This window comes from Alteraurantiacibacter lauratis, assembly GCF_037154155.1.
Taxonomy (GTDB): Bacteria; Pseudomonadota; Alphaproteobacteria; order Sphingomonadales; family Sphingomonadaceae; genus Alteraurantiacibacter; species Alteraurantiacibacter lauratis.
This window is the reverse complement of sequence record NZ_JBANRN010000004.1, coordinates 109,716-130,229: the sequence shown is the minus strand read 5'-3', so window position 1 is coordinate 130,229 and position 20,514 is coordinate 109,716. Positions and strand designations below refer to the sequence as shown.

The 20,514-nt window shown below is 63.8% G+C and carries 20 protein-coding genes; 7 read left to right on the top strand and 13 right to left on the bottom strand.

Features of this window, described 5'->3' with window-relative positions; translation table 11 throughout:
• Genes accB through WFP39_RS05745 form a run of 3 tightly spaced genes read right to left on the bottom strand, consistent with a single transcriptional unit; the run spans position 1 to position 3,394 of the window.
• Positions 1–489: an acetyl-CoA carboxylase biotin carboxyl carrier protein gene (gene accB / locus WFP39_RS05755; protein ID WP_336918248.1), complete on the bottom strand. Its 489-nt coding sequence runs from the start codon at positions 487–489 to the stop codon at positions 1–3.
• Positions 486–1,529, bottom strand: a complete 1,044-nt coding sequence (locus tag WFP39_RS05750; RefSeq protein WP_336918247.1) for a PEP/pyruvate-binding domain-containing protein — start codon at positions 1,527–1,529, stop codon at positions 486–488. Before WFP39_RS05750 ends, accB begins: the two co-directional genes overlap by 4 nt.
• A gap of 5 nt (positions 1,530–1,534) precedes the next feature.
• Positions 1,535–3,394, bottom strand: coding sequence for a PEP-utilizing enzyme (locus tag WFP39_RS05745; protein ID WP_336918246.1), 1,860 nt, complete (start codon positions 3,392–3,394; stop codon positions 1,535–1,537).
• 275 nt (positions 3,395–3,669) lie between these two features.
• On the opposite strand from WFP39_RS05745, the gene WFP39_RS05740 reads away from it, so the two are divergent.
• Positions 3,670–4,860, top strand: a complete 1,191-nt coding sequence (locus tag WFP39_RS05740) for a cation:proton antiporter (RefSeq protein ID WP_336918244.1) — start codon at positions 3,670–3,672, stop codon at positions 4,858–4,860.
• Positions 4,861–4,866: 6 nt separating this feature from the next.
• On the opposite strand, the gene WFP39_RS05735 is transcribed toward WFP39_RS05740, so the two are convergent.
• A complete protein-coding gene (locus tag WFP39_RS05735) occupies positions 4,867–5,865 on the bottom strand; it encodes an AraC-like ligand-binding domain-containing protein (protein ID WP_336918243.1) in 999 nt (332 codons plus the stop codon).
• A 116-nt stretch (positions 5,866–5,981) separates the two neighbouring features.
• On the opposite strand from WFP39_RS05735, the gene WFP39_RS05730 reads away from it, so the two are divergent.
• On the top strand, positions 5,982–7,019 hold the full coding sequence (locus tag WFP39_RS05730) for an amidohydrolase family protein (protein ID WP_336918242.1): 1,038 nt from the start codon (positions 5,982–5,984) through the stop codon (positions 7,017–7,019).
• Between the two features lie 28 nt (positions 7,020–7,047).
• Positions 7,048–8,157, top strand: a complete 1,110-nt coding sequence (locus WFP39_RS05725; protein ID WP_336918241.1) for a CaiB/BaiF CoA transferase family protein — start codon at positions 7,048–7,050, stop codon at positions 8,155–8,157.
• Positions 8,158–8,160: 3 nt separating this feature from the next.
• On the opposite strand, the gene WFP39_RS05720 is transcribed toward WFP39_RS05725, so the two are convergent.
• The 7 genes from WFP39_RS05720 to WFP39_RS05690 all read right to left on the bottom strand — a co-directional run bounded on the left by WFP39_RS05720 (position 8,161) and on the right by WFP39_RS05690 (position 14,269).
• Positions 8,161–9,003, bottom strand: coding sequence for a class III extradiol dioxygenase subunit beta (locus WFP39_RS05720; protein ID WP_336918240.1), 843 nt, complete (start codon positions 9,001–9,003; stop codon positions 8,161–8,163).
• 4 nt (positions 9,004–9,007) lie between these two features.
• Complete coding sequence (gene ligA / locus WFP39_RS05715; RefSeq protein ID WP_336918239.1) at positions 9,008–9,412, bottom strand: protocatechuate 4,5-dioxygenase subunit alpha; 405 nt, start codon at positions 9,410–9,412, stop codon at positions 9,008–9,010.
• 146 nt (positions 9,413–9,558) lie between these two features.
• Complete coding sequence (locus WFP39_RS05710) at positions 9,559–9,936, bottom strand: PilZ domain-containing protein (RefSeq protein ID WP_336918238.1); 378 nt, start codon at positions 9,934–9,936, stop codon at positions 9,559–9,561.
• 74 nt (positions 9,937–10,010) lie between these two features.
• On the bottom strand, positions 10,011–11,090 hold the full coding sequence (locus tag WFP39_RS05705; protein WP_336918237.1) for a DUF8021 domain-containing protein: 1,080 nt from the start codon (positions 11,088–11,090) through the stop codon (positions 10,011–10,013).
• Positions 11,091–11,175: 85 nt separating this feature from the next.
• Positions 11,176–11,808 carry a glutathione S-transferase family protein gene (locus WFP39_RS05700; protein WP_336918236.1) on the bottom strand — a complete coding sequence of 211 codons (633 nt, stop codon included), beginning with the start codon at positions 11,806–11,808 and terminating at the stop codon, positions 11,176–11,178.
• A 36-nt stretch (positions 11,809–11,844) separates the two neighbouring features.
• Positions 11,845–13,809: an acetate--CoA ligase gene (gene acs / locus WFP39_RS05695; protein ID WP_336918235.1), complete on the bottom strand. Its 1,965-nt coding sequence runs from the start codon at positions 13,807–13,809 to the stop codon at positions 11,845–11,847.
• 49 nt (positions 13,810–13,858) lie between these two features.
• Positions 13,859–14,269: a MarR family winged helix-turn-helix transcriptional regulator gene (locus tag WFP39_RS05690; RefSeq protein WP_336918234.1), complete on the bottom strand. Its 411-nt coding sequence runs from the start codon at positions 14,267–14,269 to the stop codon at positions 13,859–13,861.
• A gap of 127 nt (positions 14,270–14,396) precedes the next feature.
• Here WFP39_RS05690 and WFP39_RS05685 point away from each other — a divergent pair, with 127 nt between their 5' ends.
• The 3 genes from WFP39_RS05685 (at position 14,397) to WFP39_RS05675 (ending at position 18,046) form a co-directional block, all read left to right on the top strand.
• Complete coding sequence (locus tag WFP39_RS05685; RefSeq protein WP_336918233.1) at positions 14,397–15,257, top strand: p-hydroxycinnamoyl CoA hydratase/lyase; 861 nt, start codon at positions 14,397–14,399, stop codon at positions 15,255–15,257.
• A gap of 132 nt (positions 15,258–15,389) precedes the next feature.
• Positions 15,390–17,510, top strand: a complete 2,121-nt coding sequence (locus tag WFP39_RS05680) for an acetate--CoA ligase family protein (RefSeq protein ID WP_336918231.1) — start codon at positions 15,390–15,392, stop codon at positions 17,508–17,510.
• A 59-nt stretch (positions 17,511–17,569) separates the two neighbouring features.
• Entirely contained in the window at positions 17,570–18,046 is a 477-nt protein-coding gene (locus tag WFP39_RS05675; protein WP_336918229.1) for a hypothetical protein, read from the top strand.
• Between the two features lie 2 nt (positions 18,047–18,048).
• On the opposite strand, the gene WFP39_RS05670 is transcribed toward WFP39_RS05675, so the two are convergent.
• Positions 18,049–18,882, bottom strand: a complete 834-nt coding sequence (locus tag WFP39_RS05670; RefSeq protein WP_336918228.1) for a hypothetical protein — start codon at positions 18,880–18,882, stop codon at positions 18,049–18,051.
• A gap of 168 nt (positions 18,883–19,050) precedes the next feature.
• Here WFP39_RS05670 and WFP39_RS05665 point away from each other — a divergent pair, with 168 nt between their 5' ends.
• Positions 19,051–19,254, top strand: a complete 204-nt coding sequence (locus WFP39_RS05665; protein ID WP_336918227.1) for a hypothetical protein — start codon at positions 19,051–19,053, stop codon at positions 19,252–19,254.
• Positions 19,255–19,263: 9 nt separating this feature from the next.
• Here the strand turns inward: WFP39_RS05665 and WFP39_RS05660 are convergent, their stop codons facing one another.
• Positions 19,264–20,439: an acyl-CoA dehydrogenase gene (locus WFP39_RS05660; protein WP_336918371.1), complete on the bottom strand. Its 1,176-nt coding sequence runs from the start codon at positions 20,437–20,439 to the stop codon at positions 19,264–19,266.
• Positions 20,440–20,514 lie beyond the last annotated feature (75 nt).

Below are 20,514 nucleotides of genomic sequence, written 5' to 3'. Positions count from 1 at the left end.
TCAGCCCACCTTCACGCGGATGAGCGCCTGGCCTTTTTCCACCGCCTTGCCATTCTCGGCCAATAGGGCGGTGACAGTGCCGGCAACACCGGCGCGGATCGGGTTCATCAGCTTCATTACCTCGATAATCCCGATGGTGGTATCAGGGCCAACGGTGTCGCCAACCTGCACAAAGGGCGGTTCGCCGGGGCGCGGCGCGGCATAAAAATTGCCGAGCAGCGGCGCGGGCACATCGACTTCGCCTGCCGCAGGGCCATCTGCCGGGGCGGCAGGGGCCGGCGCGGCCGGGGCAGGGTTTGGCGCAGCACGCGGGGCAGGGCGGGGTGCGGGTGCCGTGGGCTCGTCATCGGCACTGTCCCATCCCGCGCCCCCGCCGTCGCGGCGGATGCGCAGGCGAAATTCGCCCATTGTCAGGTCGAGCGCGGAAAACTGGCTTTCGTCCAGCAGCTTGGCGATTTCGGCAATGTCCTTGCCGGTCAGTCGGGTCACTTCTTGCCCCCAAAAATGTTCATGACATGCGCCATCGGATTGGCGACCGGTGCGGCCACGGGCTTGGCCTCGGCATCTTTGACCGCCCAGACGGTTTCGGGGCGCGATTGCAGCAGCAGGATGTTGCCCGCCTTGTCGAGCGCCCATTCGATGTCCTGCGGCTTGCCGTAATGGCGCTCCACCCGGCGGCCCACTTCGCGCAGAGCCTGTAATTGGTCATCGGTCAGGCAGGGCGATGTGCGCTCTTCGCCGTGCAATTCCACCTCGATTATGCCGCCGCCGGGGGCGGGCACCTGCTTGGCGTGCTTGTCGGAGATGTTGCGCACCGAAATGTCGCCGGTGATCTTGCCGATCACCCAGCGATCCGGCGTCACTTCGCCCGAAACAACCGCGCTGCCAAGGCCCCAAGCGCCTTCGATCGTGATGACAGACTTGTCGCCCGTGGTCGGGCTGCGCGTGAACATCACGCCCGCGCAGGCGGCATCGACCATGCGCTGCACCACCACGGCCATCGCCACGCCGCTTTCGGGGAAGTTCTGCTTGCGGCGATAGGTCATGCTTTCGACCGAATAGAGGCTGCCCCAGCATTCGCGCACTTTCTGCGCCATGTCCTCTGGCGTCAGCACCCAGAGGAAGGTGTCCTGCAGGCCGGCAAAGCTGGCATCCTCGGCATCTTCGGTGGTGGCACTCGATCGCACCGCCACCGGTTGCCCGTCGGCACACAATTCGCGCATCGCCGCCATGATTGCGCTTTCGACCTGTGACGGCATTGGCTCGCCCATGACGCGGGCGCGCAATTGTTCCGACAGGCGCGTGGCCGCGCCCAGATCCTGGGGATCGAGCGCCTCCACCTTGTCGCGCACGCTCTCGCGCGCTTCCAGGGCGTTCAGGAACTCCTCAAAGGCGTGGGTGGTGACGACAAAGCCGGGCGGAACGGCGATGCCGGCCTGTGTCAACTCACCCAGCGAACCGCCTTTGCCGCCCACGGTGGGACGGTCGGCAATGCCGACATCGGCAAACCACGAAACCGCGTTGGACATGGGGCTTACGCGTCCTCCAGCGCCGGTTCTGTTGCCGGGGTCACATCGTCGAGGATGGTCACGATGCCGCGCCCGCCATCGACGCGGATGCGCTGCCCATCCTTGATGCGCAGCGTTGCCGTTCCTGTGCCGACCACCGCGGGCAGACCGTATTCGCGCGCCACGATGGCCATGTGGCTCATCGACCCGCCAATGTCGGATACCGCCGCGCTGATCTTCTGGAAGATGGGCGACCAGGTAGGGTTGGTCACCTGGCACACCAGAATATCGCCCTGCTCAAGCCGGCCGATTTCGCTGACCGACTTGACCACGCGCGCCGTGCCTTCGACCACGCCCGAACAGGCGGCAAAGCCTTTCAGTTCGTTGGAGTTTTCCGATCCGTCATCCAGCCAGCTGTCGAGGTTTTCGCGGGTGATGCCCCACAGCATGTTGATCGCCGGATCATCGATCGCATCGGGCACATTGCCCAGAGCGGGCGGGGTGGGGTGCTTGGTCCATTCGGCAATTGCGGCCTTGCGCGTCGCAATGATCGGCGGCCAGTGTTGCGGCCCGCGCGGCTCCGCCCCCACGCCCCAGGCCAGCATCAGGTCCTGAATTGCGGCCTCCAGTTCATAACGCGTGAGGTGGAACACATCCTCCTCCACGCCGTCCGGCCCGAAGAACCCGTGCGCCAGCAGCAGGCGGCCAAATTCCCGGATCTTGTTGAAGAACAGGTTGGTATACCAATGTTCGCAATAGAACTTGTGCCCTTCGACATAGGGGAACACGCGGTGCGCCAGGCCGATCAGCTGGTCGTAGGTGGCCTTGTCCTCGTCAGTGTCGAGCAGCTCGCGGTAATCGCGCACCAGCGCCTCGCGCTCCTCGATCAACTGGTCGGTCGGGCGCTCGATATTCTGGCCCGCCTTGATCTTCTCGATATAGCCGGGCAGGGCGGCAAAGGGCATCGACAGGTCGTCGTTCCAGCTGCGGTGATAGTGGTAAAAGCCATCGCCGCTCGACACGTTGAACCACGGGTTGCGGCTCACCTCCAGTTCGGACAGCCACTCCTTGCCGCCGCTCACCTTGTCGAGATCGGCCAGGACCTGATCGATGTTCACGCTGTCGGTGAAATGGTGATCGACGCCCAGTTCCACAGCCTTGCGGGCGAGGCGCTTCACTTCCTCGTCCGGACGGAAGATCTCGGCTTCCATCCCCGCCACCATGCGGCTGATCGCCTGGTCGGAGATCTCCGGGAAGGCCTTCTTGCAGAAATCGAAGAAGGTCATGTAGGCGCCGTAACCCAGCAGCAGGAATTCGAAATGGTGGTGCCACATCCGGTGGTAGCCTTCGATCTGCTTCTGATAGATGTCGAGCAGGCTGTGGCTGGCGGCCACGGCATTGCCTTCCTTGAAGGTCGCCATCGGCTCGTAATCGGGCAGCGAGGGCGTGGGCAGCGCCTGCGCTTCCGCAATCAGCGCCTTCATCTTGTCCTTCCACTGGTCGTAGAGCGTTTCCCAGTTTTCGTAATACCAGAAGGCGCGCTGTTGGAACTCCGCCACACGCTCGGCAATCTCGTCGGGATCGGTCACCACCACGCCGCCAATATAGACGCGGCCGTTGATGATGCGGTGATCGACGCCCTTGGCCGTGGGCAGCACATGCACGCGGGTGTTGAACGCGCCCATGGCGACATAGGCCGCCTCTGCCGTGATCATGTCGAAATGATGCATCGGTTCGGGGAAGTGCATGGAGTTGTAGAACCAGAACTTGCCGTCATCTTCGGGCACAAACTGGGTGTAATAGGGATAGGCGGCCTGAGCCGCCTCGGTGCCGGGCACCACGGTCAACGAACTGGGGAGGGGGAACCCCTTTTGCGTTTTCGTCACATTATCACCTTTCAGCGTCGTGCCGATCGGTGAAAGTGCCAACCGGCCTGATATTCGGAGCGCCGCCCCGCCTCTTTCGGGCGGTGGCGGCGCACCCAGGTCTCCTCTCCGAGCCTGAACTTGTGGACACTTCATTTCGACCCGAAGCGCCGCAGACAATTGTCTTGGTCGGGAGACTACTGCAACAAGCGTCCTCGCGTAAGGATTCGCGCGCAGATCAAACAGGACAAAAGCGCAGGGCATTTTGTCTAACTTCTGGATCGGGATTGCGGTAAATGACTGTTACAACAACAGAAATTTTCCTGATAGCGCTAACAATCATCCTTGGTCTTCCCTATCTGGTATGGCGTGTCCTGCGTACCGATTACTACGCGCCGCTGGTGGTGGTGCAGATCGTGGCGGGCATTATCCTCGGCCCTGGCGTGATGGGCGCGGCGTTCCCGGCCTATTACCAGACCATCTTCACGCCCGAAGTTATCGGCGCCCTGAGCGGCATTGCGTGGTGGGCGGTGATGATGTTCGTCTTTGTCGCCGGGGTGGAGCTGGATCTTGCTGCCGCGTGGAAGGATCGCCGCGAAACCGCGATCACCGCGAGCCTTGCGTTGTTCGTGCCGCTTCTGGCGGGCGCGGCGGCGGCGGTGGTGATCCTGTCCTGGCCGGGCTGGCTGGGGCCGGAGGGGTTCTATTATCAAGGCGTGTTGGGCATCGGCATGGCCTGCGCGGTAACGGCGTTGCCCATTCTGGTGCTGCTGATGGAAAAGCTGGAAATATTCCGCAAGGAATTGGGCCAGCGCTTGCTGCGCTATGCCAGCCTCGATGATCTGGCGATCTGGGCGGTTCTCGCGCTGATCCTGCTCGATGTGGAGCGGATTGCGCGGCAGGCGGCGTTCCTTGTCTTCTTCTTCGCCGCTGCGTGGGGAATGCGCAAACTGATGCGCCGGCTTTCGCAGAACGACCGCTGGTTCGTGGCGCTGGTGTGGCTGGCAGTTTGCGGGCTGGTGGCGGATTGGGCGGGGCTGCATTACATGGTCGGTGCGTTCCTGGCGGGTTGTGTGCTCGATCGTGATTGGTTCGGCGAGGAACGGCTGGACAATTTCCGCGGCGTGATCCTTCTTACCGTCATGCCGGTATTCTTCCTGTCCACGGGCCTGCGCACCAGTTGGGAAGGCGGCGGGCTGGCGGTGTTCGCGGTGGCCGCGCTGCTGCTGGCAGCGTCGGTGGGCGGCAAGCACTTGGGCGTGCAGATCGCCGGGCGCATCCTCGGCTGGAGAAAGGGCGAGGCGAGCGTGATCGGCTGGCTGCTTCAGACCAAGGCGCTGATCATGATCATCTTTGCCAATGTGCTGCTGGACAAGGGTATCATCACCAGCCAGACCTTCACCGCGCTGCTGCTGATGGCGGTGGCCAGCACCATGCTGACGGTGCCGATAGTGACGCCGAAATTGCGGAAACTGGCGGGGGGCTAGGGCCGCTCAACTCAGCGGCGCATTACCTGCGCGCCATTGCCGCGGGGTGATGCCAAACCGCTTGCGGAACAGCCGGGCGAAATAGGCGGGGTCGAGAAAGCCGGTGCGATAGGCGACATCGGCAATCGCCAGCCCCGCCGCGCGCGGATCGGTCAGAAGATCGCTCGCACGGTCTAAGCGCGTTGCGTTCAGTTCCGCCACGAAGCTGGTGCCGCTGGCGGCCAGCAGCGTTTGCAGATAGCGCTTGGATATCCCCACCTCGCCCGCCACGGTTTCGGGCGAGAGTTCGGGATCGGCGTAATCGCGCTCGATCTGGCGGAGGATGCGCGCGGCCAGCTGATTCTTGTGCCGGCCAATGCTGCGCACCGTTTCGGCCGCATTGGGCGTGCCCGTTGCCAGTGCCAGCAGGCTGCCGAACTGTTCGGCAATCAGCGGGCGGGGCAAGGGCGCTGCTTCCAGCCCGCCATCCATGATCGTTTCGATGAACGCACCCAGCGGCGCCCCCCAGCCGGCATTGGCGGCGATAGCCCGGCCAAGCAGGGCCGCAGGATCAGGCAGATAGCGTTCCAGCCACCCCTGCGGCATCATCAGGTCGATGGCTTCGTGCGGGGTCGCCATTTCCATCTGATAGAAACGGGTATTGTCGAGCAGCACGAACTGGCCCGGCGCGACATCGAATGTGCGCCCGCCCATCGTGGTCTTGAGAACGCCGCTGCGGGCATAGACGAGCTGGATTGACGGGGTGGCACGCATCGCCATGCCATCCGCCCCCACATGGGTGACCCGCTGTGCCGGGGCATGAATATGCAACAGCCGCAACTGGCCGATGCCGTGGCTGGTCCAGCGGGCGGCAAAGGCGTTGGGATCGAACACCTCGACCTCGATCGGTGCGATCGTGCTGGCCGCCCATTCGCGCCAGGCGTCGATGGCGTCCGGCCGGTTGAGGCCGGTGCTGGACCAGCTGGCGTCCTGCCTGGCGTCCTGGGCGGGGGCGTTTCGGGCCATGCCGTGCAGGCTAGTAAAGCCGTGGTGGCACGGCAAGGTGCCATTGCGCCCTTGCCGATGATGCCGTGCGCGCTACTCTGCCAAGTACAACAATTGTGTGGTGGGAGAGAACGCACATGGGAAACAAATGCCGCCTGATCGCCTGCGAGGAAGCCTGGACGATCCCCGAAGTTGCCGCGGAATTGCAGAAGGTCGCGCGCAGCCCGACGCAAAGCCTCGACAAGCTGCTGGTGAAGGGCATTTACGATGCCGACCACGATACCAGCGGCTATGGCAAGATGAACTTCCTGCACGGCCTGCTCGATGTGGAGGAGCAGCGCCTGCCGCAGATGGACGAATACGGTGTCGATATGCACCTGCTCACGCTCACCGCGCCGGGCGTGCAGATGTTCGATGCCGATACCGCAACCGAGCTGGCGGCATTGGCGAATGATCGGCTGGCCGAAATCTGCGCCAAGCGTCCCACGCGCTTTGCCGGGCTGGGCAGCTTTGCCCCGCACAGCCCCAAGCGCGCCGCCAAGGAAGTGGAGCGCGTGATGGGCGAGCTGGGGCTGAACGGCCTCATCGTCAACGGGCACACCAATGGCGACTATTTCGACGATTACCGCTTCTGGCCCATTTTTGAGGCGGCAGAGGCGCTCGATGCGACGATCTACATCCACCCGCGCGGGCCGTCGGACACGCTTAAGGGGCCGTTGCAGGATTACGCGATGGACAGCGCCATGTGGGGTTACGGCGTGGAAGTGGGCACCAATATGCTGCGCATGATGGCGAGCGGCGTGTTCGACCGCTTTCCCAAATTGCGCATTTGCGTTGGCCATATGGGCGAAATGGTGCCCTTCTTCATCTGGCGCATCAATTTCATGAATTCGCGTGCGCAGAAGGTGGGCCGCGCACCCAAGACCCAGCGCAGCATGGAGGAGTATTTCAAGGACAACTTCGTCTTCACCACCAGCGGCGTGGAAGACCCGCTGGCGCTGCGATACGCGATCGACCGGATGGGGATCGACAATGTCATCTGGGCGATCGACTATCCCTATCAGCCGATGAAGCCGGCGGTGGATTTCATCGAAAACTTCGTCTGCACCGATGCCGAACGCCATGCGTTATGCCACGGCAATGCGGAACGGGTGTTCCACATCGCGCCCTTGTGAGATCAAGACGCGTGAGTAGAACCGGCTCATGAGCAATTCCCCCCTTTGCGGCATCAAGGTCGTTGAACTTGCCCGCATCCTGGCCGGCCCCTGGGCGGGGCAGGTGCTGGCCGATCTGGGCGCGGATGTGGTGAAGGTGGAAAGCCCCGGGGGCGATGACACGCGCGGCTGGGGGCCACCCTTTATCGAGCGGGCCGATGGCAGCCGCGACGCCGCCTATTTCCATGCCGCCAACCGCGGCAAGGCCAGCGTAGTGGCCGATTTCCGCGATCCGCACGATCTGGCCCATGTCCTTGACCTGATCCGCGAGGCTGACGTGGTGATCGAGAATTTCAAGCTGGGCGGGCTTGTCCAGTTCGGCCTCGATTACGAGAGCGTAAGGGCGATCAACCCGGCGATCGTCTATTGCTCGATCACCGGCTTCGGGCAGGATGGCCCCTATGCCGCGCGGCCCGGTTACGATTTTATCGTGCAGGGGATGAGCGGGATCATGGACCTGACCGGCGCGCCCGACGGCCCGCCCATGAAAATCGGCGTGGCCTATGCCGATATCCTGACCGGGCTATATGCCGTGATCGGCATTCAGGCGGCGCTGCATATGCGGCAGCGGACAGGGCAGGGGCAGTTGGTCGACATGGCGCTGCTCGATGTCATGGTGGGCACGCTGGCCAATCAGGCGATGAATTACCTTGCCAGCGGGCAATGTCCCACGCGGCTGGGCAATGCGCATCCCAACATCGTACCTTACGAGGCCTTCCCTTGCGCCGATGGCTGGGCGATCATCGCGGTGGGCAATGACAGCCAGTTTGCCCGGCTGGCCGACCTGCTCGACCTCAACCCGCCGGCGAATTGGACCACCAATGCGGGGCGTGTGGCGGATCGGGCGGCGGTGTCGGCAGCGGTATCGTCGCGCACCGGGGATTGGGAACGTGACGCGCTGCTCTCCGCATTGGAGGGGGAGGGCATACCCGCCGGGCCGATCAATACCGTGGAGCAGGCGCTGGCCGATCCGCAGGTGAAGGCACGCGGCATGGTGCTGGACATGGGCCAGGGCATCAAGGGCATCAGGACACCGATCCGCTTTTCCGAAGCCGATCTGGCACCAGCAAGGCCTTCACCCATGCTGGGCGAAGAATAAAGGCTAGCTTCGCGCCTCATACACCACGTGTCCAACTGCCGTGTTGCTGGCGGGCACGCGATAGAAGCGGTGCTTTTCCTCCACGCCGTAACCCAGCGCGGCGCGCATGATCAGCCACATGATCAGCTCGATCCCCTCGGTTCCGGCCTCGCGCAGATATTCAAGCCGCGTCATGGGGACCAATTCTTCGGGCTCATGCGCCAGAAGGTCGATGAAGCGCTGGTCGAACTCGGCATTGATCAGGCCCGCGCGCGTGCCCTGCAACTGGTGGCTCATGCCGCCAGTGCCCCAGACCTGCACTTTCAGGTCTTCGGGGAAGGTCTTTACCGCGTTGCGGATCGCCTCGCCCAGCTTCCAGCAGCGTTCGCCGCTGGGGGTGGGGAACTGGGTGACATTGACCGCCAGCGGGATGACCTTGCACGGCCATTCTTCGGGCTGGCCGAAAACGAGGCTGAGCGGCACGGTGAGGCCGTGATCGACATCCATCTCGTTGATCAGGGTGATGTCGAATTCGTCGATCACCAATTGTTCGGCAATATGCGCGGCCAGATCGAGGTGGTTGTAGACGGTCGGCACCGGGCGTCGGCCCCAGCCTTCGTCGGCGGGCAGGAACTCCTCGGCAAAGCCGATCGCAAAGGTGGGCACGATGTCGAGCATCAGCGCGGATGCGTGGTCGTTGTAGCACAGGATCACGACATCGGGCGTGTTGTCCTTGATCCATTCCTTGACGAATTCGTAGCCTTCGAAAACGGGCTTCCAGTAATCGTCGCCCGTGCGGCCATTGTCGATCGCCGCGCCGATGGCGGGCACGTGGCTGGTGGCAATGCCGGCGGTGATGCGGGCCATGGTGTCAGTTTCTTTCGCGCTTGGAACGCAGGCCTTCGGGCGAGCGGCCGCCTTCCAGCATCATCTTGGCGTAATCCTCGGCGCTCATCCCGCTCATCGACGAGACCGCCTTCTGCGCGCTCCATCCGTCGGTGCTGGCGATCTTGACGAGGAAATACATGTTGCCGCCCAGCTCGATCAGCCGGGTAAGGTCGCGCGCCAGCACGGCCTGCTTCTGTTCCTCGGTCATCCGGAACCGGTCGAGATAAGCGCGTTCATCGCTGCGGAAGGCGGCGCGGTTGTCCTCCTGCATCAGGCTCATGCAGAACTTGTGCAGGTGATAGGCCTGGCGGCTGCGGCGGGCGTTGAACACCAGCGTGCCGGGAATGTCGTCCAGCTCGTCCAGCGAATACAGGCGGGTGCGCGGCATGGTGTGGCCCTTTCGGTTGGCCAAGCTGGGTTGACCGGGTTCGGTTTGCTGGCCGCGCGCCGTATCAGCGCGAGGCCGTCGCAACCATACACCAACGGTTGCGAATATTGCACCACCTCTTGCGCCAAACGCGAGCGGCTTCGGAGTCAGGCGTTGCGATAATTCAGATACCAGCTGCGCGCGTCTTCGTACACTTCCTGCTCGAAACTGCGCACCTTGCCACTGTCCACCTGCTGGCGCGTCTGGAGCAATACGGCTTCGGGCAGAAGGTCGTCGAACTCGATCCCCGCCTCGCAGCCGCGGTGCCAGACGATGCGGCCGAACGCTTCGAATCCCATCCAGCTTAGCACGGCATCGCGGCTGACTTCGAATGGCAGGCGCGCCGCGACATGCGCGCCCGATTGCGACAGATCCGCAAGGCTTACCGTGTATTGCCCCGCCAGCGTGATCAGCTGCGCGGGCACGCCAAGGCGCAGCCGCGCATCGCGCCGGCGGCCGATCGGGACAGTGGGTTTGCGGGCCATTTCCATGGCGCAAACCATGCCTGCCAAGATGCTGAAAGCATCCCATCGCGCACCTAGGGATGGTTACCTAAGCATCAGCGCACATCCTGCACTTCTTCGCTGCGGCATTGTTCATAGGTGCTCCAGCCCGAACAGATGCCATAGGGGCCGCGGATGAAGATCGCCTCGATCCGGGTGATGAGGCCACCTTCAACTTTAAACAATTCGCCCAATTGCCATGTCCAGTTGATCGGCCGGTGATCGAAGAAGGCGAAGGCGAACACTATGCCGCGCTCCTGGTCCACCGCAACCACGCGCCGATCCCGCACGCTGGTGACGGTGCCGACAAGGCTGGTTTCGAACTGGCCCCGGCAGGTCTGCACGCTGCCAAAGGCGGGCCGGTCGGGAAGCGCGGCGCGCTCGGCATCAGAGGCCGCGGCGATCATGCCGTTTTCCAGCCGCAGGCAATCGTCGCTGAAGGGGTAGAAATCGCGCGTGGTATTGCGTTCGACCGCTTCGAAATAGGCATTGGCGTATTCCACCAGCTCGGCGCGCGAATGGCGCTCGGCTTCCGGCACGGCTCGCAAATATCCGGGCCACGGCGATCCGATGGCCTCCACTGCGGCGCCGGTGGCGGGGAAGGGGTCGCTCGACGGGCCGCTTGCCGCGCCCAGCGGCCGGTCGGGGCGGGCGACGATCTGCTCGGCTTCGGATATCCGCCCCTCGCGGTCGATCCGCAGGCGCAGCGAAATCCCGACCGGTTCGGGATCGCGCATGGCGCCGGTGGCCGATGTGCCCGCCTGCTCCTTCACGGTGACAAGCGCAGCGACTTGCCCTGTCACCACATCGGGCACGATCAGGCGATAGCCCTCCGGGGAAACCGTGGTGGCCCACAAGCCTTCCTTGCCCAGCGGTAATTGCACGCCATTTTCGGTGAAGCGGACATTGCGGGCGAACAGATCGTCCGAAACCACCCCGTCGCTCATCGCCTGGAGGTAGCGTTCGACATAGCCTTCGAGGCAAGCCCGGTCGCAGGTGCGCGGCTCCATTTCCAGTGGAACCCCGGCGACTGCGTGCACCGATTGCGCCGCCGATTGGGCGGCGGCCGGTGCAGCCAGACCATTCATCGACAGAGCGGTGGCCGCCGCAAGCACTGCACCAATTGCCAGCTTCATAACTCTCTCCCCCGTTATGGTGTGGGAGAGAGTGTATCGGCAATGCGCGCGCAGGAAAGCGGCAAATTGTAACAGCTCGGCCCAGCTATTCCGCGACCGACCGTTTGTAGCCGGGCCGCGCCTGCAACCGCGCCCAATAGGCGGCGACATGCTGCGGCAGGGTGATCTCGCACCGGGTAAATTCGGCCAGCAGGAAGGCGTAACCGATCGAGATATCGGCGATGGTGAAGCGCTCGCCGGTCACGAAGCTGCGCCCGTCGGCCAGCCGGCTGTCGAGAAAGGCGAGCCGTTTTCCAAGCTGCGCAAGCTGGTCGGCGATCGTCGCGTTCGTCTGCTCGCCGGTGAACACGCGGGTGCGGAAAATCGTGCCGATGGGCGTTGCCAGATCCGCCTCGCCAAAATGCAGGAATTGCAGGTGCTCGGCATAATGCGCGGGATCGGGCCGGGGCCCCACGGCCAGCGCGGCGGCCGCTTCATTGCCCGCCACCAGCCTCCGGCCGGTGATGTAGAGCAGGATGGCGATGCTTTCGAACATGGTGATGGGCGTGTCCGCATCGTCATCGGTGATGGTCGGCACCGCGCCCAGCGGGTTCACCGCCAGGAAGCTTTCCGGCACAGGGATGCCGAAGGTTTCGAGGCGATACGGCTCCTGCATCTCCTCCATCAGCCAGACGATGCGCTGGCTGCGCGAATTGGGCACGTGGTAGATTGTAATCATGGCGCTGGCTCTCCCTCCTTTGCCGAGACGGCGCTGTCAGACCTTTGCGTGCGGGCTGTTCTTCAAGAGGTCATCCACCACCGATGGATCGGCCAGCGTGGAGATGTCGCCCAGATTGCCGACATCGTTCTCCGCAATCTTGCGCAGGATGCGGCGCATGATCTTGCCCGACCGCGTCTTGGGCAGGCTGGGGGCAAATTGCAGCACATCGGGCGTGGCGATGGGGCCGATTTCCTTGCGCACCCAGGCGATCAGTTCGCGGCGCAGATCGTCGGTATCCTCCACCCCGTCCATCGTGGTGACATAGGCGTAGATGCCCTGTCCCTTGATGTCGTGCGGCATTCCGACCACCGCAGCTTCGGCCACCTTGTCATGCTCCACCAGCGCGCTTTCGATTTCGGCGGTGCCCATGCGGTGGCCGGAGACATTGATCACATCATCGATGCGCCCGGTGATCCAGTAATAGCCGTCCTCGTCCCGGCGGCACCCGTCGCCGGTAAAATACTTGCCGGGATACTGCGTGAAATAGGTCTGGATGAAACGCGCGTGATCGCCATAGACGGTGCGCATCTGCCCCGGCCAGCTGTCGGTGATGACCAGTGCGCCCTCGGTCGCGCCTTCGAGCACATGGCCGTTGGCCGGATCCACCAGTTGCGGCTGCACCCCGAACAGCGGAAAGCTGGCACTGCCCGGCTTCAGCGCGTGCGCGCCCGCCAGCGGGGTGATCATGTGGCCGCCGGTCTCGGTCTGCCACCAAGTATCGGCGATCGGACAGCGCCCGCCGCCCACCACGTTGTAATACCATTCCCACGCTTCGGGATTGATCGGCTCGCCCACCGATCCCAGCAGGCGCAGGCTCTTGCGGCTGGTGCGGGTGACCCATTCGTCCCCTTCGCGCATCAGCGCGCGCAGGGCGGTGGGGGCGGCGTAGAAGATTTCGACCTGATACTTGTCCACCACCTGCCAGAAACGGCTGAAATCGGGGTAATTTGGCACGCCTTCAAACATCAGCGTGATCCCGCCATTCATCAGCGGGCCGTAAACAACATAGGAATGGCCGGTGACCCAGCCGATATCGGCCGCGCACCAGTAGACCGGGCGCGATCCGTCCGGGTTCGGCTGGTAATCGAAGGTGTATTGGTGCGTCATGCTGGCCCAGACGCCATATCCGCCGGTGGTGTGCAGCACGCCCTTGGGCTTGCCGGTCGAGCCGGAGGTGTAGAGGATGAACAGCGGGTCTTCCGCGCCCATTTCCTCCGCCGCGCAATCCGCGCTTTGTGCCGCAATTGCCGTGGCCCAATCGACATCGCGCCCTTCGACAAATGGCACATCCGCGCCCGTGTGGCGCAGCATGATCACGGTATCGACGCGCACTTTCGCGCAAGCCGCATCGACATTGGCCTTCAGCGGCACCTTTTTGCCGCCGCGCAGGCCTTCGTCGGCGGTGATGACGACGGTGCTGGCGCAATCCGCAATGCGCCCCGCCAAGGCATCGGGCGAGAACCCCGCAAAGACGATTGAATGCACCGCGCCGATCCGCGCGCAGGCCAGCATCGCCACGGCGGCTTCGGGCACCATCGGCAGATAGATCGTCACCCGGTCGCCGCGCTTCACGCCCTTGGCTTTCAGCAGATTGGTAAAGCGGCAGGTCGCCTCGTGCAGTTCGCGATAGGTGACCGTGCGGGAGGGGGTGTCGGGATGATCCGGCTCCCACAGGATCGCGACCTCGTCGCCCAGCGTGTCCAGATGCCGGTCAAGGCAATTGGCGGCAAGGTTCAGCGTGCCATCGGCAAACCATTTGATGCGGAAATCGTCGGCCGCAAAGCTGGTGTCCTTGATCTGGGTGGGCACGCGCATCCAGTCGAGCCGGTGCATCTCCTTTGCCCAGAAGCTATCGGGATCGGCCACCGATTGCGCATACATCTGCGCATAGCGTTCGGCATTGATCAGCGCGCGGGCCGCCCATTCGGCCGGCACCGGATGGCTCCTGTGTTCGTGCATTACCTGGCTCCGGTTGGAATTGCGGCAGACTGGTAGGAAATTGTGCGGCCTAGCGCCAGAGGGCATCCAGCGCGGGCAGCAGGTGTTCGCGATGTTCGCGCGGAATCCGGGCGAGCAATTCGGCCTCGAAGTCCTCGATCACACCGCGCGCCTGTTCCATCACGGTACGGCCTGTTTCGGTAAGCATCAGCCCCTGCGATTTGCCGTCGAGCGGATTGCGCGCGATCAGACCTGCATCCTCCAGCCTTTTCAGCAGCGGCACCATATTGGCGCGCTGGATATCCAGCTGGCGGCCAATCGCGCTGGCGGTGACATCGGGATTGGCATCTAGCAGCAAAAGGATGGTCGCATCGACCTGCTTCAGCCCCAGCACAGCCAGCCGCGCGGCAAGGTCTGCCGCCGTGGCATTGGCCGCGCGGCGCAGAGCATAGCCGGGATATCGGGTGAGAGGATCGCGCATGCGCGATGCATAGCGATTGTTGTTGATCATAACAATCCCCGCCGCTAAACGCGCGGGCAGTCCCATGCGAAGCGGCGCCTGAGTCGAAAATCCGGGTGAAGCTTCGCGGTAAAGGAGAGAACCGACCATGGCCCAGCCTTCACAACCCGATCCCCGTCCGCAGGAAGAAACCGTCCGCTACGAAATTATCGATGGCGTGGCGTGGGTCTATTTCAACCGCCCGGACAAGAAGAACTGCCAAAGCCCCAAGCTCAACCGCCAGATGAAGATCGTGCTGGAGGAGCTGGAATTCCGCGACGATGTGCAGGTGCTCGTGCTTTCGGGCGAGGGTGACAGCTGGTCGGCGGGCATGGACCTGCTCGAATATTTCCGCCACGCCGAACTGGAAGGGCTGCACAAGGTGCGCCAGCACCAGCGCGAAGCCTATGCCTGGTGGGAGCGTCTGCGCTGGTACGAAAAGGCCACGATCGGCATGATCAACGGCTGGTGCTTTGGCGGCGCTTACGGCCCGCTGTTCGCCTGCGACATCGCGGTGGCATCGGACAAGGCGCAGTTCGGCCTGTCCGAAATCAACTGGGCAATCCTGCCCGGCGGCGGCGCGTCCAAGGTGGCTGCCGAGCTCATGCCCTACCGCAAGGCGATGTATCACGCCATGATGGGCGAAAACCTGACCGGACAGCAGGCCGCCGAACAGGGCCTTGTCACCGAATGCGTGCCGCACGACCAGCTGAAGGCGCGCGTGCAGGAAATCGCCGATGTGCTTAAGAAGAAGGACAGCCAGGCCCTGCGCGCCACCAAGTGGGCGATGCGCCGGGTGATGGAAATGACCTATGACAACGCCGAGGATTACCTGATCCGCGCGCAGGAAGCGCTGAACGATTTTGGCGGCTGGGAAACCCGCAAGGAAGCCACCAAGCAGTTCCTCGACGAAAAGACCTTCAAGCCCGGCCTTGGCGCGTTCGACAAGACCAAGGTCCAGAAGGACTGATCGGCATGACGCAAAGGGCGCGTTGCCCCGCCTTCATGGCGGTGGTGACGCGCCCTTTGCCGCGCGTTAAAGCCACACGAGGACATTGGCGCCCCCGCTGACGGCGTGGCGCGTTTCTGGGAGAGAGTTTCGATGACCACCCGCCGCTTTACCAATGAACAGATCGACCGCCTGCTGCGCCCCAAATCGGTGGCGGTGATCGGTGCATCGGATCGGCACGGCGCGCTGGGGGCAACGCTGCTCAACAACCTCGTGCAGTATGAATTTGCGGGCGACATCTACCCGGTCAATCCCAAGCGCGACGAGCTGCTGGGCCTGAAAGTCTATCATACCGTGGCCGACCTGCCGCACGGTGTGGACTGCGCCGTTCTGGCGATCCCGCGTCCCTTCGTGGTCGACACGGTGCGTGCATTGGCCGAGCGTGGCTGCGGCGCGGCGGTGATCTATTCCGCCGGTTTCTCCGAAGCGGGCGAGGAAGGCATGCGCGACCAGCTCGAACTGGGCCGCATCGCCGCTGAATACGGCATGGTGATCGAAGGGCCAAACTGCCTTGGCTGCACCAATTATGTCGCGCGCGTGCCGTTGACCTTCGTCGAAACCAACATGAAGTCGCCGCCCAAGGGCACCCGCGCAGTGGGGATTGCCAGTCAGTCGGGCGCACTCGCCGCCGTGCTCGCCACCGCGCTGCATCCGCGCGGCCTGTATGTCTCGACCTCCGTCTCCACCGGCAACGAAGCGGCCGCCGGGGTGGAGGATTTCGTCGAATGGTTGGTGGATGACGAAGACACCCATGTCATCGCCATGTATGTGGAAAGCCTGCGCCGCCCGCGCGCTTTCATCGCCGCGGCCCGCCGTGCGCGTGCGGCGGGCAAGCCCATCGTGATGCTGCATCCGGGCAAAAGCTCCAAAGCGCAGGAAAGCGCCGCCACGCATACCGGGGCGATGGCGGGCGATTACGCGCTGATGAAAACCAAGCTGGCGCGCGAAGGCGTGATCTTTGCGGACACGCTGGAAGAGCTGGGCGACATCACCGAGATTGCGCTGCGCTGCAAAAGCCTGCCGGGCGCGGCGATGGCGGTGCTGGGCGAAAGCGGCGCGCTGCGCGGACTGGCCTTTGACATTGCCGAGGACATTGGGCTCGATCTCGTCCATCTGGACGATGAAAATTCGCCCGCACTGCGCGCGATCCTGCCCGACTTCGTGCCGGTGTCGAACCCCACTGACATCACTGCCGTGGGCCTGTCTGAACCCGAAATCTACACCAAGGTGCTGACCGCGCTGCTGGAGGATGACCGCATTGGTTCGGTGGTGGCCAGCATCATCCAGTCCGACCCGATCACCTCCAAGATCAAGTTTCCGGCCATTATCAAGGTGCTGCAGGACGGCACCTTTGCCAAGCCACTGGTCTTTGCCGGGGTGGATGAAGGCGCGAATGTGCCGGAAGAATATATCGAAGGCCTGCGCAAGGTGGGCATCCCCTGGTTCCCCAGCACCGAACGCGCCTATCGCGCGATTGCGCGGCTGGCTGACCTTTCGAAGCGCGACCTGTCCGACCAGTCGCTGCCGCCGCTTGCCGTGGATGGCATCGATGCTGTCAGCGGCGTGGTGCCCGAATACAAGGCGAAGGAACTGCTGCGCCCGCTGGGCATCAGCTTCCCCGAAAGCCGCTTTGCCGCCAGTGCCGATGATGCGGTCGCCGCGGCCGAAGCCATCGGCTATCCGGTGGTGATGAAGGGGCAGGCGGCCGCCCTCGGCCACAAGAGCGACGCGGGCGCGGTGCTGCTGAACCTCAAGACCGCCGACGATGTGCGCGCTGCCTTCGACCGCATGTTCACCAATGTCGCCGCCTATGACGCCTCTATCGCGCTGGACGGTGTGCTGGTGGAAAAAATGGGCCGCATGGGCACCGAAATGATCGTGGGCGCCAAATCCGATCCCGAATGGGGGCCGGTGGTGCTGGCGGGCTTTGGCGGCGTGACTGCCGAGATCCTGAAGGATGTGAAGCTGTTCACCCCCGACATGGGCAAGGATCAGGTGGTTGCCGGTCTGATGAGTCTGAAGCAGGCGCCGATCCTGAAAGGCTGGCGCGGCGCGCCCCCGCTGGATGTCGATGCGCTGGCTGATCTCATCGTGCAGATGGGCCGCGTGATGGCTGGCAATCCGCGTATCCGCGAAATCGACCTCAACCCCGTCATCATCCATCCGGCGGGCGAGGGCGTGGTCGCGCTCGACGCGCTGATGCTGGTTGAGTGATTGGCCGGGCTTGACCTGTGCGGATGTGTCCGCTCTCCTCAGGCAGAGGAGGGCAGATCATGCGGATGCAGTTATTACTGGTAGCGCTGGCGGCTTGTCCGTTGGCGGCGTGCACCAGTGGGGAGGCGGCTGAGGCGCAGCAGCAGCAGGATGCGGCTGTGGTAGAAGCACTGCCTCTGCCACCGGGTTTTTATATCAGCGATGGGGAAAGCTGCGGTTCGGCATCCAACGCCACGCTGATCCTCCTGCACAAATCCGGTATCAATTCCTCGCGCGAGCCGTGCGAATTCAGCCGGATAGAGCAGGTTGCGCCCAGCGCGTTTCAAGTCACGCAAAGCTGTTCGGACAATGGCGAGGCATGGGGGCGCGAGACGACGATTTACGAAGTCGTCAGTCAGGTCAAAGTGACCGGCGAGCAATCGTTCCGCCTCACCTATGATTCAGACAGTGAACCGGTTGACTGGCAATATTGCCCGCAATCCAGCCTGCCCGATCCGTGGCGCGACACCGATATCAGCGATCTGATCGGCGGCTGATCCTAGCCCCGGCGGCGCGTTGAATAATCAATGCGGATGCGCACCCAGCTGCCCACCAGCACATCGTCGCCGCGGCGGGGCGGGCGCACCTGGAACTGCCACGCCATCGCCAGAACGGCGCGCAGCATGTTCGAACCGGCGGGATATTCCTCCAGCCCGACGCAATCCTCCACCCGCCATCCGGGCGCGGTGCGGCACGCGATCAGCGCCATTCCTGGCGTGGCGGTCTGGAGGTATCCGGCCATTTCCTGATCGGTCGGCTCCTTGTACCAGCGCGCGGCGTAAAGCGGCGAACCGTCGGGCGCCGTGCCTACCACCGCGCTGTCATTCGCGGATGACCGCGCGGGCGCGGCGGGGCCGGATGCCTCTTCGCGCAGGCGCACGCCGATGGTGGAACCGCTTGGCGTATCGGGCCGTCGGCGTTCCTCCTGCGGCGTGGGCGCCGGTTGAGGACGCGGGGCGGGTGTGGTTTCTGCAGGCGGGATGGGCAGGGCGGTTGGCAAGGGCGGGGCGGCCTGTTCCGCCGGAATTGCCGGAAGCGGCACAGGCGCGGGTGTATCCTGCTCTGCTTCCGACTCCGGTTCCTCAACAGCGGCGTCGGCTTGTTCGGCGCGCTCGAAGCTGACGCTGACCATTGCCTCGTCCGCCGATCCCGGCCCGATTATGCCCGTGCCCAGCGACAGCAGCATCAGCAGCAGCACGGCTTCGAGCAGCAGCGCAAGGGCGAGGCCCATGCCCTTGGCACCAAGCCGCTGGCGCAGGTCGTGGAAGCGGGCAGGAAGGTGGAGGGGACGGGGGAAGATGGCGATCAACCTTTGCGCATATGCTGCCCGCATCTCATCGCCTTGCCGGGCCCGCGATGCAAGGGGTGCCATTCTTGACTCGTCGCAAAGACATGTTGGTCACGCGCTGTCACATCTTCCCCCTGTCACGAAACTGTAATGCATCCTGCCCAAGACCCTTAGGCGCAGAGGCAAGCGTTAGAGGGGGCGATACGGCACATCATGGCGCATGCGGCGAACGGCGAACCGGATTGGGTCAGGTTTGCGCACGGCCTTGGCGACGATGTCTCGACCGAGGAATGGGCGCTGCTTGCCGAATTGTCTGGCGTGCTGGGCGCATGGCCCGCGCGCAGCGCCGTCGCGCGGCGGGCGCTGGATGAAGCGGCGCGGCAATTGCAGCAAATGGCGGTGGAACAAGCGAACTGATCCGCCTGTTCAGAACGCCGAAATTCCAGTGATTGCGCGCCCCAGGATCAGCGCATGGACATCGTGCGTGCCTTCATAGGTGTTGACCGTTTCGAGGTTCAGCATGTGCCGCATCACCTGGTATTCCTCGGAAATGCCGTTGCCGCCATGCATGTCGCGCGCCATCCGCGCGACATCCAGCGCCTTGCCGACATTGTTGCGCTTGACGATGGAAATCATGTCGGGCGCAAAGCGGCCCTCGTCCATCAGCCGTCCGACCCGCAGGGACGCCTGAAGCCCCAGCGCAATTTCGGTGAGCATATCGGCCAGCTTTTTCTGGAACAGTTGGTTGGCGGCGAGCGGGCGGCCGAACTGCTTGCGATCGAGGCCGTATTGCCGTGCGGCGGCGAGGCAGAACTCGGCCGCGCCCATCGCGCCCCACGAAATGCCATAGCGCGCACGGTTAAGGCAGCCGAACGGCCCCTTCATGCCCTCCACATTCGGCAGCAGCGCGTCGGCGGGCAGGCGCACATCATCCATCATGATCATGCCGGTGGTGCTGGCGCGCAGAGACAGTTTGCCCGCGATCTTGGGGGCGTCCAGCCCGGCCATGCCCTTTTCCAGCACAAAGCCGCGCACGCGTCCGCCATGCGCCTCGCTTTTCGCCCAGACGACGAAGACATCGGCAAAGGGCGAGTTGGAAATCCAGGTTTTCGCGCCGGAAATGCGGTAGCCGGCGCCATCGGCGCGGGCCACGGTGCGCATGCCGGCGGGGTCCGATCCGGCATCGGGTTCGGTCAGGCCAAAGCAACCGATAAGCTGGCCGCTCGCCAGACCGGGCAGGTATTTTTGCCGCTGCTCTTCCGAGCCATAGGCGTGGATCGGATGCATCACGAGGCTGGATTGCACGCTTGCCATGCTGCGATAGCCCGAATCCACCCGCTCGATCTCGCGCGCGATAAGGCCATAGGCGACATAGGACGCGCCCGCGCCGCCATATTCGGGCGGGATCGTCACGCCCAAAAGGCCCGCCTCGCCCATTTGCGGGAACAGTTCGCGCGCGTCGGCCTCTTGCGCGAAATCTTCGATCACACGCGGTTGCAACACATCTTGCGCAAAGCCGTGCGCGGCATCGCGGATCATCCGCTCCTCGTCGGTCAGTTGATCGTCGAGATTGAGCGGATCGGCCCAATCGAACGGCACCATGTGGGTCATTGAGGGGTGGCCATCAAACAAGTCTCCTTTGAAACCGCCTTAGCCGTGTTGGCCGGTCAAGCCAAT

Excerpts from the sequence above, each read along its gene's own strand:
- WFP39_RS05750 (WP_336918247.1), bottom strand. The coding sequence starts at position 1,529 with ATGTCCAACGCGGTTTCGTGGTTTGCCGATGTCGGCATTGCCGACCGT.
- WFP39_RS05740 (WP_336918244.1), top strand. The coding sequence starts at position 3,670 with ATGACTGTTACAACAACAGAAATTTTCCTGATAGCGCTAACAATCATC.
- WFP39_RS05735 (WP_336918243.1), bottom strand. The coding sequence starts at position 5,865 with ATGGCCCGAAACGCCCCCGCCCAGGACGCCAGGCAGGACGCCAGCTGG.
- WFP39_RS05730 (WP_336918242.1), top strand. The coding sequence starts at position 5,982 with ATGGGAAACAAATGCCGCCTGATCGCCTGCGAGGAAGCCTGGACGATC.
- WFP39_RS05725 (WP_336918241.1), top strand. The coding sequence starts at position 7,048 with ATGAGCAATTCCCCCCTTTGCGGCATCAAGGTCGTTGAACTTGCCCGC.
- WFP39_RS05720 (WP_336918240.1), bottom strand. The coding sequence starts at position 9,003 with ATGGCCCGCATCACCGCCGGCATTGCCACCAGCCACGTGCCCGCCATC.
- ligA (WP_336918239.1), bottom strand. The coding sequence starts at position 9,412 with ATGCCGCGCACCCGCCTGTATTCGCTGGACGAGCTGGACGACATTCCC.
- WFP39_RS05710 (WP_336918238.1), bottom strand. The coding sequence starts at position 9,936 with ATGGCCCGCAAACCCACTGTCCCGATCGGCCGCCGGCGCGATGCGCGG.
- WFP39_RS05705 (WP_336918237.1), bottom strand. The coding sequence starts at position 11,090 with ATGAAGCTGGCAATTGGTGCAGTGCTTGCGGCGGCCACCGCTCTGTCG.
- WFP39_RS05700 (WP_336918236.1), bottom strand. The coding sequence starts at position 11,808 with ATGATTACAATCTACCACGTGCCCAATTCGCGCAGCCAGCGCATCGTC.
- acs (WP_336918235.1), bottom strand. The coding sequence starts at position 13,809 with ATGCACGAACACAGGAGCCATCCGGTGCCGGCCGAATGGGCGGCCCGC.
- WFP39_RS05690 (WP_336918234.1), bottom strand. The coding sequence starts at position 14,269 with ATGCGCGATCCTCTCACCCGATATCCCGGCTATGCTCTGCGCCGCGCG.
- WFP39_RS05685 (WP_336918233.1), top strand. The coding sequence starts at position 14,397 with ATGGCCCAGCCTTCACAACCCGATCCCCGTCCGCAGGAAGAAACCGTC.
- WFP39_RS05680 (WP_336918231.1), top strand. The coding sequence starts at position 15,390 with ATGACCACCCGCCGCTTTACCAATGAACAGATCGACCGCCTGCTGCGC.
- WFP39_RS05675 (WP_336918229.1), top strand. The coding sequence starts at position 17,570 with ATGCGGATGCAGTTATTACTGGTAGCGCTGGCGGCTTGTCCGTTGGCG.
- WFP39_RS05670 (WP_336918228.1), bottom strand. The coding sequence starts at position 18,882 with ATGCGGGCAGCATATGCGCAAAGGTTGATCGCCATCTTCCCCCGTCCC.
- WFP39_RS05665 (WP_336918227.1), top strand. The coding sequence starts at position 19,051 with ATGGCGCATGCGGCGAACGGCGAACCGGATTGGGTCAGGTTTGCGCAC.
- WFP39_RS05660 (WP_336918371.1), bottom strand. The coding sequence starts at position 20,439 with ATGGTGCCGTTCGATTGGGCCGATCCGCTCAATCTCGACGATCAACTG.